Genomic DNA, 15,534 nt, shown 5'->3' with positions numbered 1-15,534 from the left:
GACGCAGTTCGTACGGGTAGCACCCGCAGATCATCCACTGGTCTGGTGCCACGTACACGCGCAGTTCACGAGGGTGGAACCGATGCCTGGAAGGCACCGAAACCCATGACCGTAGAAACACCCACATTCAGCGCCCTCGGCGTGCCCGCCCCTCTGGTGGCGAAGCTTGCAGCCGATGGAATCGATTCGCCGTTCCCCATTCAGATCGACACCCTGCCCGACACCCTCGCCGGGCGCGACGTGCTCGGTCGCGGCAAGACGGGCTCGGGCAAGACCCTGGCCTTCTCGCTGCCGATGATCGCACGCCTCGGCGGAGCGCTCGCCGGCGGCAAGCGTCGCCCGGGTCGCCCGGTGGGCCTCGTGCTCGCACCGACCCGCGAGCTCGCCACCCAGATCACCGCCGTTCTCCAGCCGCTCGCTGACGCCTACGGCCTCCGTACGACCACCATCTTCGGTGGCGTCTCACAGCAGCGCCAGGTCGCCGCCCTCAAGGCCGGCGTCGACATCGTGGTGGCCTGCCCCGGCCGCCTCGAAGACCTCATGAAACAGGGCTTCGTGTCACTGGATGCGGTCGAGATCACCGTGCTCGACGAGGCCGACCACATGGCCGACCTGGGCTTTCTGCCTGTTGTCACGCGCATCCTGTCGAAGACGCCCGAGAACGGGCAGCGCCTGTTGTTCTCGGCGACGCTCGACAACGGTGTTGACAAGATCGTCAACCGGTTCCTCCACAACGAGGTTCTGCACTCGGTCGACGAAGCCAACTCGCCCGTCGCCGCCATGACGCACCACGTGTTCGAGGTCAACGACGCCGAAGCGAAGACCGCCCTTGTGCGCAAGCTCGCCTCAGGTACCGGCCGCCGCATTCTGTTCATGCGTACGAAGCACCACGCCAAGAAGCTGGCTCGCCAGCTCATCGAGGCGGGCATCCCGGCCGTCGACCTGCACGGCAACCTGTCGCAGGTCGCCCGTGACCGCAACCTCGCCGCGTTCAGCGCTGGCGACGTGAGCGTTCTGGTCGCGACCGACGTTGCCGCCCGTGGCGTGCACGTCGACGACATCGAGCTCGTCATCCACGTCGACCCGCCGGCCGAGCACAAGGCATACCTGCACCGCTCGGGCCGCACGGCTCGTGCCGGCAGTGCGGGCGACGTTGTGACGGTCATCCTCGCCAGTCAGCGCAAGGACCTCGAGCAGCTCATGCGTAAGGCAGCCATTCAGGTCACGCCCGAGCGAGTGTCGCTCGACTCCCCCTCGGTGAACGCCCTCGTCGGCGAAGTCGCCGCATACGTGAAGCCGTCGGATGCTCCCGTCACCCTCACCGGTGGCGGCCGTGCATTCGGTGGAGGTAACGGCGGCAACGGCGGCGGCGCTCGTCGCGGTGGCCAGGGCGGCTCGCAGGGCGCGAACGCCCAGCGCAAGCGTGCTGTGCGCGATGGTGCTGGTGCAGGCGCTGGTGCGGGTTCTGATCGCCCGCGTCGTGACCGTTCGGCACAGGGCGCAGGGGCCGGTGCCGCGGGCGGCGCTCGTCGTTCGGGCTCCGGTGCAGGCGCTGGCGCTGGTGGCCGCAGCGGTGGATCGTCGACCGTGTGGTCGAGCGCCGGTGGCTCAGCTGCCGCAGCTCCGCGCGCGCACCGTTCGGCGCCGCGCCGCGCACAGGGCTAGTCAGACTTGCCCGGGCCGGTCGCCGCTTGACAGTGGCGGCACGGCCCGGTAGCTCGCACACAATCCGCTTTCGGGTGGTGTTCTCCACAGGTTTCATCGCCTGTCGGGAACGCCGCCGGAAAGCGGATATTTTTATGGGTATGCCTACTGACTCACTCCTCTCGCCCGATTCCGCTCCCGGGGCTGCACCGGTCTCCGTACTGCTCGACGTCGACACCGGCGTCGACGACGCGCTGGCTATTCTGTTCGCGGTGGCGCACCCGGGCATCAACCTGCTTGGCGTGAGCTGCGTGGCGGGCAATGCTGCGCTGCCGCAGGTGATGATCAACACGCTGAAGGTGCTCGATGCGGCTGGCGCGGGCGACATTCCCGTTGCCGGCGACGCTTCGCGGCCGCTGCTCGCGCCCGCGCGTGACGCATCGCATGTGCACGGGGCCGACGGCCTCGGCGGGGTCGAGCTTCCTGAGACGAACCGCCGCGCGCTCGACATCGGCGCAGTTGAGATGCTGCGCCAGCAGCTCGAAGCGGCCGCCGAGCCGGTGACGATCATCGCGCTGGCGCCGCAGACGAACCTCGCCCTGCTGCTTCGCACGTACCCCGAGGTGGCACCGAAGATCGCCCGGGTGATCTTCATGGGCGGCTCGGCGAGTGTGGGCAACGCCACCGCTGTGGCCGAGTTCAATGTGTGGCACGACCCCGAGGCGGCCGCGATCGTACTCGATTCGGGCATCCGCACGTTCATGTATGGCCTCGACGTGTTCAACCTCGTGTCGGTGCCCCAGCAGACGGCGGTAGCGCTGCAGTCGAGCGACTCACGGGCCGAGCGGCTGGCCGGCAACCTGCTGGCCCACCGCATCGGTGTGGGTGCCGACAAGGAGCCGGTCTACACGGGGCTCATCGGCGACGCGGGCGCGGTGTGCGCGCTGGTCGACCCCGATGCACTCGTCATCGAGCGCCTGCCCGTCTTCGTCGAGCTCGGCGGCACCAGCCGCGGCCAGACAGTCGTCGACCGCCGCCAGTTTCCGGGCGAAGACGCGCTGCACGGCCTGCACGCGCAGGTCGGCCTCACCGACGTCGCACTGAAGGTCGACGCCGAACGCTATGTCGAGCTGTTCCTGAGCACCATCGCCACGCTCGACTGGCGCTGAGACACGCTGACGCTGACACTGACGCTGAGACTGAGACTAGGTCAGGAGAGGCGCCCCACCGATGCGAGGGCGGCCCGCAGCAGTGCGCCGCGACCGCCCTCCATCTCGGCGTGCACGGCGTCGCTGGTGGCCTCCTGCGGGGTCATCCACGTGAGTTCGAGGGCGTCTTGGCGCGGATCGCAGGTTCCGGTGACGGGGATGACGTAGGCGAGAGACACAGCGTGCTGGCGGTCGTCGGTGAAGGCGCTGACGCCCGGCAGCGGGAAGTACTCCGCCACCGAGAACGGAATCGGGCTCGTCGGCAGTTGAGGAAACGCCATCGGGCCGAGGTCTTTCTCGAGGTGCCGGAACAGAGCGTCGCGGAGGGTCTCGCCGTACATGACGCGGCCCGAAACGATGGTGCGTGTCATGTTGCCGCTCGGCGACACACGCAGCAGAACGCCCACCTCGGTGACCTGGCCGAGCCCGTCGACACGCACCGGCACCGCTTCGACGTACAACAGCGGCAACCGCCGCCGGATCTCCTCAAGTTCCTGATCGCTCAACCAGCCGGAATTCGGGTCGGGGGTGCGCACGCTCATGCTTCATTCTTACCCACTTCTGGCCGATTCCCGACCCACTCTCAGCCGGAACCGTCTGAGTGTCGGTGGTATGGGTGAAGATTGAGGGCAAACATGAAGAGAACAGCAACTCCCACAGTCAGTGCCCCCGACGGGCCAGCCACGACGCTGGCCCGATTCTCGCCGGCAACCCGTGAATGGTTCGCGGGGGCCTTTGCCGCGCCCACTGACGCACAGATCGGTGCCTGGAACGCTGTCTCCGAGGGCGCGCACGCGCTCGTGGTCGCCCCCACCGGCTCCGGCAAGACGCTCGCCGCGTTTCTATGGGCCATCGACCAGCTGCTGACGGCGCCCCCGCGCACGCAGCCCGAAGCCAAGCGGGCGCATCCCAAGGCTGACGACACCACCCCCGCACAGGCAGAGCCGCCGGTCGGCACGCGCGTGCTCTACATCTCGCCGCTCAAGGCGCTGGCCGTCGACGTCGAGCGAAATCTCCGGGCCCCCCTGGTGGGCGTCACGCAGACCGCGAAACGCCTCGGCACGATTCCTCCGCAGATCACGGTGGGGGTGCGCTCGGGCGACACCAGCGCCTCAGACCGGCGCACCATGATCAAGAACCCGCCCGACATCCTCATCACCACTCCCGAGTCGCTCTTTCTCATGCTCACGTCGGCAGCGCGCGAGACGCTGGCCTCGGTCGAGACGGTCATCATCGACGAGGTACACGCCGTTGCCGCCACCAAGCGCGGTGCGCACCTCGCCGTGAGCCTCGAGCGACTGGATGCCCAGCTCGAGACTCCTGCGCAACGCATCGGTCTTTCAGCAACCGTGCGGCCGCCCGAAGAGGTGGCGCGCTTTCTCGCCGGCGGGGCTCCCGTGACGATCGTGGCGCCCACGTCGACGAAGAAGTTCGACCTGCACGTCGTGGTGCCGGTCGAGGACATGAGCGACCTGGGGCAGGCTCCGGCCCTCGAGGGTTCGGCCGCTGCAGCCACGCCGCAACACGGGTCGATCTGGCCGCACGTCGAAGAGAGCATTGTCGACCGGGTACTGAAACACCGCTCATCCATTGTCTTCGCGAACTCACGCCGGCTCGCCGAACGTCTCACGGCCCGGCTCAACGAGATCTACGCCGAGCGGCTCGGTCTGGCACAGGAGCGCGAGCTGGCCGGCACCGGCAGCGGCACGAGTGCACACGCAAACACCGCCACCGCCCCCGCCCAGGTGATGGCGCAGAGCGGGCAGACCGAAGGGGCCGAACCACTGCTCGCCCGTGCCCATCATGGCTCGGTGAGCAAAGAGCAACGCGCCATCATCGAAGACGACCTCAAGACCGGTCGCCTGCGCTGCGTGGTCGCCACGTCGAGCCTCGAGCTCGGCATCGACATGGGCGCGGTCGACCTGGTCGTGCAGGTGGAGTCGCCGCCCTCGGTGGCGAGCGGGCTGCAGCGCGTCGGCCGGGCCGGGCATCAGGTCGGCGAAGTTTCGCGGGGTGTTATCTATCCCAAGCACCGGGCAGACCTCATTCACTCTGCGGTGGCGGCGCAGCGGATGACAGAAGGGCTCATCGAAAGCCTCGCTGTACCGAAGAACCCGCTCGACATCCTCGCCCAGCAGACCGTGGCGGCGTGTGCCCTCGAGAGCATCGACGTCGAGGAGTGGTTCGACACGATCAAACGCAGCGCGCCCTTCTCGAGCCTGCCTCGATCGGCCTACGAGGCGACGCTCGACCTTCTCGCAGGGCGCTATCCGTCTGACGAGTTCGCCGAACTGCGGCCTCGCATCGTGTGGGACCGCGACGCCGGCACCCTCACGGGTCGACCCGGGGCCCAGCGGTTGGCCGTGACGAGCGGCGGAACCATCCCCGACCGCGGCCTGTTCGGGGTGTTCATGGTGGGCGAGAAGGCCTCGCGTGTCGGTGAGCTCGACGAAGAGATGGTCTACGAGTCGCGGGTGGGCGACGTGTTCGCGCTGGGGGCGACCAGCTGGCGCATCCAGGAGATCACGCACGACCGGGTTCTGGTGACGCCGGCCTTCGGCGAGCCGGGGCGGCTGCCGTTCTGGCGCGGCGACGGGCTGGGGCGCCCGGTGGAGCTGGGGCGGGCCATCGGTGAGTTCACGCGAACCGTGGGTGGGGCATCCGGTGACCGTGCGCTCGATTTGGCCCGGGCGGCGGGGCTCGACGAGAATGCGGCGACGAACCTCGTGAACTTCATTGTGGAGCAACGGGAGGCGACCGGGCACGTTCCGAGCGACACGACTTTGGTGGTCGAGCGCTTTCGCGACGAGCTCGGCGACTGGCGCGTGGTGTTGCATTCCCCGTACGGCATGCAGGTGCATTCGCCGTGGGCGCTGGCCATCGGCGCACGCATTCGGGAGCGGTTCGGCGTCGACGGCGGTGTGGTGGCGAGCGACGACGGCATCGTGGTGCGGCTGCCCGACACCGAGAGCGAGCCCCCCGGCGCCGACCTGTTCGTGTTCGACGCTGACGAGCTCGAGACGATCGTCACAACCGAGGTGGGCGGCTCGGCGCTGTTCGCCTCGCGCTTTCGGGAGAGTGCCGCTCGTGCCCTGCTGCTGCCGAGGCAGAACCCCGGCAAGCGCTCGCCGCTCTGGCAGCAGCGCCAGCGTTCGGCCCAGCTGCTCGAGGTGGCCCGGCGTTACCCCACGTTTCCCATCATTCTCGAGACGGTGCGGGAGTGCCTGCAAGATGTCTACGATCTGCCCTCGCTGAAGGCGCTGGCCGGCGAGATAGAGAACCGGCGAATCCGCATCGTCGAGAGCGAGACGCCCGAACCGTCGCCGTTCGCGCGGTCACTGCTGTTCGGCTACGTTGCGTCGTTCGTCTACGAGGGCGACAGCCCGCTCGCCGAGCGACGGGCAGCCGCGCTCTCGCTCGACCCGACGCTGTTGGCCGAACTGCTCGGCCGCGCAGAGTTGCGCGAACTTCTCGACCCCGGCGTTCTCGAGCAGACCGAACGAGAACTGCAGCGTGTCGCACCGGGCAGGCAGGCGACGGGCGTCGAAGGTGTTGCCGACCTGGTTAGGATGCTCGGGCCGCTCTCTGCGCCCGAACTGGCCGAGCGGCTGACCGACGGCGCCGACGTCGAAGCGCACCTGGCTGTGCTGCTCGACACTAAACGTGTGCTTGCTGTCACCGTGGCAGGCGACGCCCGCTGGGCCGCGATCGAAGACGCGAGTCGCCTTCGCGACGCGCTCGGTGTTCCGATTCCGTTCGGGGTGCCCGACGCGTTCATCGAACCCGTCGAAGACCCCCTGGGCGACCTGATCGGTCGCTACGCGCGAACGCACGGGCCATTCACTGCGGTCGAGGTGGGCCAGCGCCTGGGGCTCGGCAGCCAGGTGGCGCACGAGACCCTCAAACGGCTTGAATCGGCACGCCGCGTGGTCGAAGGGGAGTTTCGGCCAACCGGCGACCGGGTGGGCGCGGCCCACCCGGCAGCGTCCACGGAGTGGTGCGACACCGAAGTACTGCGGCGACTGCGAAGCCGCTCGCTCGCCGCGCTGCGGCACGAGGTCGAGCCCGTCGAGGCGTCGGCATTCGGTCGCTTTCTGCCTGTGTGGCAGCACGTCGGCGGAACTCTCCGCGGAATCGACGGAGTGCTCACGGTGATCGAGCAGCTGGCGGGCGTGTCTGCGCCTGCTTCGGCGTGGGAGACGCTGGTGCTGCCGTCTCGGGTCTCCGACTACAGCCCGGCGATGCTCGACGAGCTCACGGCCTCGGGCGAGATCGTCTGGTCGGGCAACGGTTCGCTGCCGGGCAGTGACGGCTGGGTCTCGCTGCACCTTGCCGATGCCGTGCGGGTCACGCTTCCTGAGCCGCAGCCATTCGAACCCACCGACGTGCAGAATGCCATCCTCGGAGTACTTGCCGGAGGCGGTGCCTACTTCTTTCGCAACCTCGCTGATGCGGTGGGTGGGGTGCTGGCCGCCGGGGCGGCGGCGCTTGCTGCCGCAGCGACTCCCACTGTTGCGACCCCACTCGCAGTGATCCCGCCCGCAGTGACCCGACCCATTGTCACCCCCATCGATGCGCCTCCCGTCATGGCGGCGCCGATCGTCGCGCCCACCGGCTTCGTCAGCGACGATCAGCTCGTCACGGCGCTCTGGGATCTGGTGTGGGCCGGCCGCCTCACGAACGACACGTTGGCACCGCTGCGCACGCTCACCGGCGGCGGAACCAAGGGCAGCTCCGCGCACACGGCGAAACGGTCGGCGCCACGGGGGCGCGTGTACCGCGGCCGAGCCTACGCTCGGCCCACGATGGCGACCCGAGTGGGTCCGCCGACGGTGGGCGGTCGCTGGTCGCTGCTGCCGCGCGCCGAATCCGACCCAACGGTGCGCGCGCACGCCATGGCCGAATTCCTGCTCGACCGCTACGGCGTGGTGACGCGCGGGTCAGTGATGAGTGAGCACATGCCGGGCGGATTCGCGTTGGCGTACCGCGTGTTGAGCCAGTTCGAAGAGACCGGCCGGTGCCGCCGCGGGTACTTCATCGAAGGGTTGGGGGCTGCGCAGTTTGCAGCGGGGGCGACGGTCGACCGACTGCGGTCATTCGCGGCCGATATCTCGGGAGCGACGAGTGGTGAGGAGGCGAGCGACCCACCCCGCGCGGGCGAAGCTGGCGCAGGCTCGGGCCGCGGGATGCTCGGCCACGACCCCCGCGTCACGACTCCTGGCGCGGCCGGGGGCGCGGAACGAGCATCCGCACGCCTGAAAAAGACACGGGCACTCACTCTCGCGGCCAGCGACCCCGCGAACCCGTATGGGGCAGCCCTGCCGTGGCCGCAGGGCGAGGGGCATCGGCCAGGGCGGAAGGCGGGCGCGCTGGTGGTTGTCGTCGACGGCGACCTCGTTCTCTACATCGAGCGGGGCGGCAAGACCGTGCTGTCATTCACTCGCGACGAACAGGTGCTCGTTGAGGCGTCGGCGTCGCTGGCCTTCGCTGTGACGTCTGGCCAGGTCGATCGGCTGACAATCGAGAAGATCGACGGCGAATTCTCTGTCGGTTCGACGGTCGGCCGGATGCTCGAAAGCGCTGGTTTCAGCAATACGCCTCGCGGGCTGAGGTTGCGCAGTGCCTGAGGGCGACACCGTCTACCGCACAGCTGAGCACCTCAACGCGGTATTGGCGGGGCGGGTGCTGACGGGGTGCGACATCCGCGTGCCGAAGTTCGCCACCGTCGACCTGACCGGCGAAACCGTGCACGACGTGGTGAGCCGCGGAAAACACATTCTGATGCGGGTGGGCGAGTTCAGCATCCATTCGCACCTCAAAATGGAGGGAACCTGGCACATCTACCAGCCCGAGACCCGGTGGCGAAAGCCCGCGTTCAAGGCGCGGGCGATTCTGCGAACGGCTGAGCATACGGCCGTCGGGTTCGAACTGGGACTGCTCGAGGTTCTGAACCGTGGTGACGAAGGCGATGCGGTCGACTACCTCGGGCCTGACCTGCTGGGGCCCGACTGGGATGCCGGCGAGGCCGCGCGGCGGCTCGCGAGCGACCCGCTGCGGGAGATCGACGTCGCGCTGCTTGACCAACGCAACCTCGCGGGGCTCGGCAACGTCTTCGTGAACGAACTGTGCTTTCTGCGCGGGGTGCTGCCCACACGCCCGGTCGCCGAAGTGCCGCGCCTCGACGCGGTCGTTCAGCTGGCGCACCGCCTGATCACGGCCAACCGCGACCGAGTGGAACGCACCACCACCGGCGATACCCGCCCGGGCAAGCAGGTGTTCGTCTACAACAGGGCCGGGCAGCCGTGCCGGCGGTGCGGAAACCGCATTCAGAGCGGCAAGCTCGGTGCGAACGCTCTCTCATTGCGCGACACGTACTGGTGCCCGTACTGCCAGACGTAGAGCATTCGCGACGCAGACGTGATGCTTTCGCTCGTCGCATTCGCGCGCCGTATTCTTGACTCGTGATCGAAGACATCAAGAAGCGAGCCCTGCACCGCACGCGCATTCTGGAAGGCCAGATGCGGGGGCTCGAGAAGATGATCGAGAACGAGGACTACTGCATCGACATCATCACGCTGTCGCTCGCTATTCAGAAGTCACTCGGTTCGCTGAACAAGCTCATGGTTGAGAACCATCTGAAGACCCACGTCTCCGAGATGTTCGATGAGGGCGGGCAGCAACGCGAGAAGGCCATTGAGGAGCTTGTTCGCATCTTCGAGTTGAGCCGCAACCGGGGCGACTGACGGCCCTCTGCCGATGCCCCCAAACGGGAACTGGTAGGTTCATTGCACAGCTACCTTTCGACTTGTCTCGCTTCACAAACTGAAGGAGAATCGTGACCGATTCGACACGCCGCGCTCTCATCAACGACGCAGTTGTCGTGTGGTCGGTCTCGACCGAAGACCTCGCCGCGAAGCTGCCGACCAGCCCGCTCGTCATCATCATGCACGGCTACGGTTCGCACGAGAACGATTTGATCTCCCTGGCGCCCCTTCTGCCCGAGGGCACCATCGCGGCGTCTTTGCGTGCGCCGCTGCTCGCACCGCACCCCGTGGAGAACGGCTTCGCCTGGTTCACCATCGGCGAGCCCGGCAACCCTCGTATTGCCGGTGTCGACGACGCCACCACCGCTGTGCTCGACTGGCTCGACCGGGTTGAAGCCACCTACGGGACCCCGGCGAGCATCTCCACTCTCGGGTTTTCGCAGGGCGGGGCCATGGCTGTGCACCTCATGCGCACGGCGCCCGAGCGCTTCACTGCTGCGGTCAACCTCTCGGGGTTCGTTGTGTCCGGGCAGGTTCACGGCGATCGGGCCATGGCAGAGCTCGGCCCGCCCGTCTTCTGGGGGCGTGACGTCGCCGACCCCGTCATCACTGCCGACGCGGTCGCGCGCACCGAAGAGTGGCTGCCTCAGCATTCCTCGTTGACCGCGAAGCTGTACCCGGGCATTCAGCACGGCGTCTCTCAAGAAGAGATCACCGATGTAACCGAGTTTCTGCAGGCGGCATTTGCTTCGACGAGCGAGGTCACCGCGGTCTGAGGCGGCGGTTTCGCCTGCAACTCGGGTGGTGACATTCATGGCTAAGACGGCAAAATCTTCGAGCGGGGCGGGCGGGGCAGGCGGGGCTTCGGGTCACGGCGGCACGTCGGGCCCGACTACTGCGGCGACCGTTGCTCTGCTGCGGGCTGGCGTGGCTTTCACCCCGCACGCATACCAGCACAACGATGCTGCGACTGATTTCGGGGCGGAGGCCGCCGCCGCGCTCTCGATCGAACCCGGTCGCGTGTTCAAAACGCTGATGGTCGAGACCGACAAAGGCCTGGCCATCGGCATAGTTTCTGTTTCGTCGATGCTCGATGTGAAAGCTCTGGCTGGGGTTCTGGGCGCCAAACGTGCTTCGATGGCCGACAAAGCGGTGGCGGAACGTAAGAGCGGCTATGTGGTCGGTGGCATCAGCCCGTTTGGGCAGAAGACTCCCCTGCCGACGGTTCTGGATGCTCTGGCCCTCGACTATCCGACCATCTACGTCTCGGGCGGGCGTCGGGGGTTCGACGTCGAGGTTGCTCCAGCAGATCTGCTCTCGGTCACTGGGGGGATCACTGCAGTCATTCGCCGGTAGCGCCGCAATTCGGAGGGTGCGCCGTCATTCGGAGGGTGCGCCGCCATTTGGGCGGTGCGCCGTCATCCGCAGGTTGCGCGCTATCGCTTGCTGCCCCGTTTCGATTGCTCGCAAACAAGCAGTACCTGTGCGTTCAGGTTGTGTATGGTCGTGGTTGTCTGACCCATGGTGGTAGTGGTGTTGTGGGGAGGGGTCCGCGTCGTCTCGATCTGATTTGGGAGCATGGTCTGGGGGTTTGTTCCCAGTCGATGCTTTTCGGTGGGATCAGCACGGGGACGCCGTTCTGCATGGCGAGTTTCCACTCAGAAGAATGCACATGTGTGTGGTGGAAGTGGCAGAGCAGTGCCCCGTTATCGATGTCTGTACGGCCTGGTGCGTAGGTGTGGTGTTTCCAGTCGTCGACGTGGTGGCTTTCGCACCACGACGGGCCGCGGTCGCAGCCCGGCCACACACACCCACCATCCCGTGCCGCCATAGCGGCCCGTTGCGCGGTCGTGAACAGGCGTTTCGTTTTCCCGTGCTGCAACACTTCCCCATGGGTACCGAAGACGGTGGTCGTGATGTCGCCGTGGCAGAGGAGCTGTTCCACACTCGACATCGGGACCGGGTCAACAATCCCATCAACCCAACCAACCCCGTGCCCTTGGGCGAGGTCGTCGAGTTCGACCCGGATGTTCAGTACCGGGGCGGCACCGTTGATCCGGGGCGCACCGGTGAGGCCTGCCGCGACGGTGAGGAGGTCGTAGAACCGGTCGAACACGAACTGCTCACCCGTACGACGATCCCTCGTCGACGAGTCCGGGGCCACCAACCAATCCTCTGGCTGGCGGCCGAGGCATGCGTTGGGGGCTGCCGCGCCCTGCGGGCTTGCCCCTGAATGCTCACTGCCGGATTCGCCACCGGCAGGAGTGTCGGTTTCGAACTGGGGGCGCACCCTCGGGGACTGCAACGCTTCCAACAACGCCCGCAGGCTCCCTGCTTGCAGGGGTGGGAGGAGGGCGATCATTTTGGTCATCCCATCACCCTGCGCCGTGAACCTCACATACCGTTTGGACTGCAACACCCGGTCGGAGGGTTCCACACCGTCAGGGTCAAGATGCGCCCGCACCCGCGACGCCAGCAAACCGATGTCGTCCGCTGAGTACCGGAACCCACCCGAGATGTTCGTCGCCGCATCGACCAACGCTTTCTCGGCGTCACGGATCTCTTCAGTGAACCCCAACTGGGCTGCGACGTCGGTCAGGTTACGGACGATCTGCGCCGCCGCATCCACACCCAACGTGCCATCGATGAGGCCCTGTTCGACGTGCGGGAAGTTCGACGGGATCAGAACCCCGTTGATCGACACCCCCGACCTGACACTCTTACCGAGCTTCAGCCAGCTGTTCGCGGTATGCCCTGCCCCACCCGTCACCGCCGCCACCAGCTTCGGTACCGTCACGAAATTCTGTGCCCGAGACAGCGACCCATCCCCCAACTCCGCACGGGACCTCTCAGCCACCTCCCCCGCCAACCGCACACGCAACCCATCCACTAACCGGCCCAGCTTCTCCGCATCTGCGATCCGCGACAACAATGCTTCATCGGCAAGCCCGAAGGGCGCGGCAGCCCCACACCACCCCGCCACAACACCAACCACCTCGTCAAAGGCAGCCGCGTCAGCAGCGGGAGAAGTGATGGGCGATTCGTTCATGACCCAAGTCAACCACCAACCACTGACATTCACTCAACAAATATGGCCCAAATCGACCCCCACAGAAAAGAATCTCAAAAAACTTTTCGAGACACCTTTTCGAGCACATCGAGAGCAGCCCCATCTCAGAGAACGCGCTTGAAGAACACTGCGTCAGCACTCCACTCGACCTCGCGAAACCCACATTTAAGCAGCACGTTCTGCGAGCGCACATTTTCCACGGCGGTATCAGCACGCACGATCAACGCACCCGCACCTCGAGCGATTTCGATCACGGCGAGAAGCGCCTCAGTAGCGAAGCCGTGGCCCCGGGCATCCGGAATCAGCCCGTAGCCAACCTCGACGGCACCGTCGGCATCAGGTCGGCCGGTGAAGCCCAATCCCCCGATGGCGAGTCCATCAGAGCGCCGCCGCACGATGTAGGGCCCGAACGGAGCCGGATCGCCGTTTTCGCGGAAATCTGCGATGAATCGGGGCAGAATGGCCAGCTCATCAACGAAGGGGTAACCCGGCGCCCAGTTGTCGCTGGCCGAGGGAGTCTGCGCCAGCACGCGCTCAGCCTCGGCAAGCGTGTAGCTCTGCACAATGAGGCGCTCGGTCGACTTATCCACAGCTTTCACTATCGCACGACGGGGCCGAGAGCGGCCTCCACTAGCGTGGAGCCATGCATCAGAACTCGTCGCTCTCGGCCCACGTTTCGCGCACCATTGTCACGAACGCTTACCTGGTGACGGTCGACGCGGCTGACACCGAGTACCCGAGCGGCTTTGTTGTCATCGATGGCAAGGTAATCGTCGCCGTGGGCCCAGGCCAGGCCCCTGCCTGGGCGTTTTCGGGCTCACCCGCTCCCGCGATCGCGGCGCGAGACGGCGCGGCCGGCGCGGTCGATTCAGGCACAGGAACGGGCACCAGCACCAGCACCGTCCCCGTAAATTCGACACCGCACGATTCCAGGCGCGCGACCGTCACGGTCGTCGACGCCGGCGGCCACTTAGTGACGCCCGGGCTTATCAACACCCACCATCACCTGTACCAGTGGCTCACTCGAGGGTACGCTCAAGACTCGATTCTGTTCGACTGGCTCGTTTCGCTGTATCCGCTATGGTCGGCCATCGACGCAGATCTGGTCGAGGCCGGGGCTCTCGGCGCCATGGCTGTGGCTGCGAAATCCGGATGCACCACCGTCGCCGACCACCACTACGTGTTTCCCAGCGGGTCTGGCGACATTCTCGGCGGAATCGTTCGGGCGGCTTCAGAGCTGGGTGTTCGCATCCACGCCACTCGTGGCTCGATGGATCTGGGTCGTTCGCAGGGCGGCCTGCCCCCAGATTTCGCCGTGGAGACGATCGACGCCATTCTCGCGGCGAGCGACCAGGCCATCGACCAGTATCACGACGCGAGCCCCGGGGCGATGGCGCAGATCGCGCTTGCCCCGTGTTCGCCCTTCTCTGTGACGGCCGACCTCCTCACCGAGTCGGCCGCTCTGGGCCGGGTCCGGGGAGTTCGCCTGCACACGCACGGCTCCGAAACGGTGGAAGAAGACGCTTTCTGCCAGACGAAGTTCGGCAAGACGCCCACACAGTACCTCGAAGACCTGGGGTGGCTGGGCAACGACGTGTGGATGGCTCATTGCGTACACCTCGACGAGCACGCGATTGGCCGGTTTGCGGCCACAGGCACGTCTGTGGCGCACTGCCCCTCGTCGAACGCGCGCCTGGCCGCCGGCATAGCCCCGGTACCTGGCATGCTCGACGCAGGAATCAGCGTCGGGCTCGGCGTTGACGGTGCAGCGTCGAACGAGTCTGGCCAGCTCGGCACAGAGATTCGCATGGCTGTGCTGATGAACCGGCTGCGCGCGGGAGCCGACGGTATGCCCGGTCGCCGCGCCATTCGCATGGCGACCATGGGCGGCGCCACGACACTGGGCCGCGATCATGAGCTCGGGTCGATCGAACCCGGCAAGCTTGCCGATCTCGCGGTGTGGAAGATCGACGGAGTCGAGCACGCAGGCATTCTCGACCCGGTTGCCGCGCTCACCCTCGGCTCGTTGCCTCCGCTCGCCCTGCTCCTTGTCAATGGCGAAAGGGTCGTCGAGAACGGTGTGCTCACGCGCGTCGACGAACGAGTCGTCGCGAATGCCGTGGCCAAGGCCTCGACCACCTTGCAGAGGCGGTGAACGAAACGGTGGGCGAGGAGCCGAAAGGCGCTACGCCCGCCCAGCCACCTTCTCGGTGAGGCCGAGCCGCACAGTGGGCCATTCGCCCTCGATTATTGAAAACACAACAGTGTCACGCAGGGTGCCGTCACGCCAGATGTCGTTGTTGCGCAGAACCCCGTCTTGTTTGGCACCGAGCCGGGCGATCGCCGCTCGCGACTGGCTGTTGTGCCAGTGGGTGCGAAACTCAACGGCGATGCAGCCGAGAGTCTCGAAGGCGTGAGTGAGCTGCAAGAGCTTCGCCTCGGTGTTCAGGCCGGTGCGCTGCGAGCTGCGACCGAGCCAGGTCGAGCCGATTTCGAGCTTTCGGTTGTCGGCCCGAATGTTCAGGTACGACGTCATTCCCACGACTCGGTTGGTGTCATGTCGGCGAACGGCCCACGGTACCCACTGACCCGCCGCGCTCAGGTCGAGCCGGTGTTGAACGGCGTCGGCCATTTCGTCGGGCGAAGGAATGCGGGTGTACCACGTTCGCCACAGTTCACCTTCAGCGACGGCCTCGGAGAGGTCGGGCACGTGCTCGAGCGAGAGCGGCTCGAGGGTGAGACGTTCACCCACGAGAGTGGGAACAGCGGCGAAATCGGGCAGCGGAGAATTCATGATCCGACCCTACCGAAGCTCCAACGCGGGCGACACCGATCTGAGGCACTAGCG

The 15,534-nt window shown here is 66.6% G+C and carries 12 protein-coding genes; 8 read left to right on the top strand and 4 right to left on the bottom strand.

What is annotated here, in order from left to right; all coding sequences use genetic code 11:
* The first annotated feature begins 105 nt into the window (after nt 1-105).
* Together D4765_RS04565 and D4765_RS04560 are read left to right on the top strand one after the other, a co-directional pair.
* Nucleotides 106-1,665 (top strand): DEAD/DEAH box helicase, encoded by a 1,560-nt coding sequence (locus tag D4765_RS04565; RefSeq protein ID WP_136641081.1) that lies wholly within the window; start codon nt 106-108, stop codon nt 1,663-1,665.
* 140 nt (nt 1,666-1,805) lie between these two features.
* Nucleotides 1,806-2,813 carry a nucleoside hydrolase gene (locus D4765_RS04560; protein WP_136641080.1) on the top strand — a complete coding sequence of 336 codons (1,008 nt, stop codon included), beginning with the start codon at nt 1,806-1,808 and terminating at the stop codon, nt 2,811-2,813.
* 41 nt (nt 2,814-2,854) lie between these two features.
* On the opposite strand, the gene D4765_RS04555 is transcribed toward D4765_RS04560, so the two are convergent.
* Entirely contained in the window at nt 2,855-3,394 is a 540-nt protein-coding gene (locus D4765_RS04555; RefSeq protein ID WP_136641079.1) for an NUDIX hydrolase family protein, read from the bottom strand.
* Nucleotides 3,395-3,487: 93 nt separating this feature from the next.
* Here D4765_RS04555 and D4765_RS04550 point away from each other — a divergent pair, with 93 nt between their 5' ends.
* The 5 genes from D4765_RS04550 (at nt 3,488) to D4765_RS04530 (ending at nt 10,972) form a co-directional block, all read left to right on the top strand.
* Nucleotides 3,488-8,479, top strand: a complete 4,992-nt coding sequence (locus tag D4765_RS04550) for an ATP-dependent helicase (RefSeq protein WP_136641078.1) — start codon at nt 3,488-3,490, stop codon at nt 8,477-8,479.
* Nucleotides 8,472-9,251: a DNA-formamidopyrimidine glycosylase family protein gene (locus D4765_RS04545; RefSeq protein ID WP_136641077.1), complete on the top strand. Its 780-nt coding sequence runs from the start codon at nt 8,472-8,474 to the stop codon at nt 9,249-9,251. The genes D4765_RS04550 and D4765_RS04545 overlap by 8 nt, the downstream gene beginning before the upstream one ends.
* Before the next feature lie 62 nt (nt 9,252-9,313).
* A complete protein-coding gene (locus tag D4765_RS04540) occupies nt 9,314-9,595 on the top strand; it encodes a metal-sensitive transcriptional regulator (protein WP_136641076.1) in 282 nt (93 codons plus the stop codon).
* Nucleotides 9,596-9,687: 92 nt separating this feature from the next.
* The gene (locus D4765_RS04535) at nt 9,688-10,392 is read left to right on the top strand and encodes an alpha/beta hydrolase (protein WP_237280258.1); all 705 of its coding nucleotides are present in this window, start codon (nt 9,688-9,690) and stop codon (nt 10,390-10,392) included.
* A gap of 37 nt (nt 10,393-10,429) precedes the next feature.
* Nucleotides 10,430-10,972 carry an aminoacyl-tRNA deacylase gene (locus D4765_RS04530; protein ID WP_136641075.1) on the top strand — a complete coding sequence of 181 codons (543 nt, stop codon included), beginning with the start codon at nt 10,430-10,432 and terminating at the stop codon, nt 10,970-10,972.
* Nucleotides 10,973-11,105: 133 nt separating this feature from the next.
* Here the strand turns inward: D4765_RS04530 and D4765_RS04525 are convergent, their stop codons facing one another.
* Together D4765_RS04525 and D4765_RS04520 are read right to left on the bottom strand one after the other, a co-directional pair.
* Nucleotides 11,106-12,665, bottom strand: coding sequence for an HNH endonuclease signature motif containing protein (locus D4765_RS04525; RefSeq protein ID WP_136641074.1), 1,560 nt, complete (start codon nt 12,663-12,665; stop codon nt 11,106-11,108).
* Nucleotides 12,666-12,790: 125 nt separating this feature from the next.
* Complete coding sequence (locus D4765_RS04520; RefSeq protein ID WP_161580357.1) at nt 12,791-13,276, bottom strand: GNAT family N-acetyltransferase; 486 nt, start codon at nt 13,274-13,276, stop codon at nt 12,791-12,793.
* A gap of 53 nt (nt 13,277-13,329) precedes the next feature.
* On the opposite strand from D4765_RS04520, the gene D4765_RS04515 reads away from it, so the two are divergent.
* Nucleotides 13,330-14,841: an 8-oxoguanine deaminase gene (locus D4765_RS04515; protein WP_136641072.1), complete on the top strand. Its 1,512-nt coding sequence runs from the start codon at nt 13,330-13,332 to the stop codon at nt 14,839-14,841.
* A 30-nt stretch (nt 14,842-14,871) separates the two neighbouring features.
* Here D4765_RS04515 and D4765_RS04510 read toward each other — a convergent pair whose 3' ends face one another.
* Complete coding sequence (locus D4765_RS04510; RefSeq protein ID WP_136641071.1) at nt 14,872-15,480, bottom strand: GNAT family N-acetyltransferase; 609 nt, start codon at nt 15,478-15,480, stop codon at nt 14,872-14,874.
* Nucleotides 15,481-15,534 lie beyond the last annotated feature (54 nt).

It is taken from the genome of Subtercola vilae (assembly GCF_004923255.1).
GTDB classification, from domain to species: Bacteria; Actinomycetota; Actinomycetes; order Actinomycetales; family Microbacteriaceae; genus Subtercola; species Subtercola vilae.
The sequence above is the reverse complement of the archived record's forward strand: the minus strand, read 5'-3'. Positions and strand labels throughout refer to the sequence as shown.

What these genes read in the sequence shown, in the direction of transcription:
- D4765_RS04555 (WP_136641079.1), bottom strand. Translation starts at nt 3,394, where the DNA reads ATGAGCGTGCGCACCCCCGACCCGAATTCCGGCTGGTTGAGCGATCAG.
- D4765_RS04530 (WP_136641075.1), top strand. Translation starts at nt 10,430, where the DNA reads ATGGCTAAGACGGCAAAATCTTCGAGCGGGGCGGGCGGGGCAGGCGGG.
- D4765_RS04515 (WP_136641072.1), top strand. Translation starts at nt 13,330, where the DNA reads ATGCATCAGAACTCGTCGCTCTCGGCCCACGTTTCGCGCACCATTGTC.
- D4765_RS04525 (WP_136641074.1), bottom strand. Translation starts at nt 12,665, where the DNA reads ATGAACGAATCGCCCATCACTTCTCCCGCTGCTGACGCGGCTGCCTTT.
- D4765_RS04565 (WP_136641081.1), top strand. Translation starts at nt 106, where the DNA reads ATGACCGTAGAAACACCCACATTCAGCGCCCTCGGCGTGCCCGCCCCT.
- D4765_RS04550 (WP_136641078.1), top strand. Translation starts at nt 3,488, where the DNA reads ATGAAGAGAACAGCAACTCCCACAGTCAGTGCCCCCGACGGGCCAGCC.
- D4765_RS04560 (WP_136641080.1), top strand. Translation starts at nt 1,806, where the DNA reads ATGCCTACTGACTCACTCCTCTCGCCCGATTCCGCTCCCGGGGCTGCA.
- D4765_RS04510 (WP_136641071.1), bottom strand. Translation starts at nt 15,480, where the DNA reads ATGAATTCTCCGCTGCCCGATTTCGCCGCTGTTCCCACTCTCGTGGGT.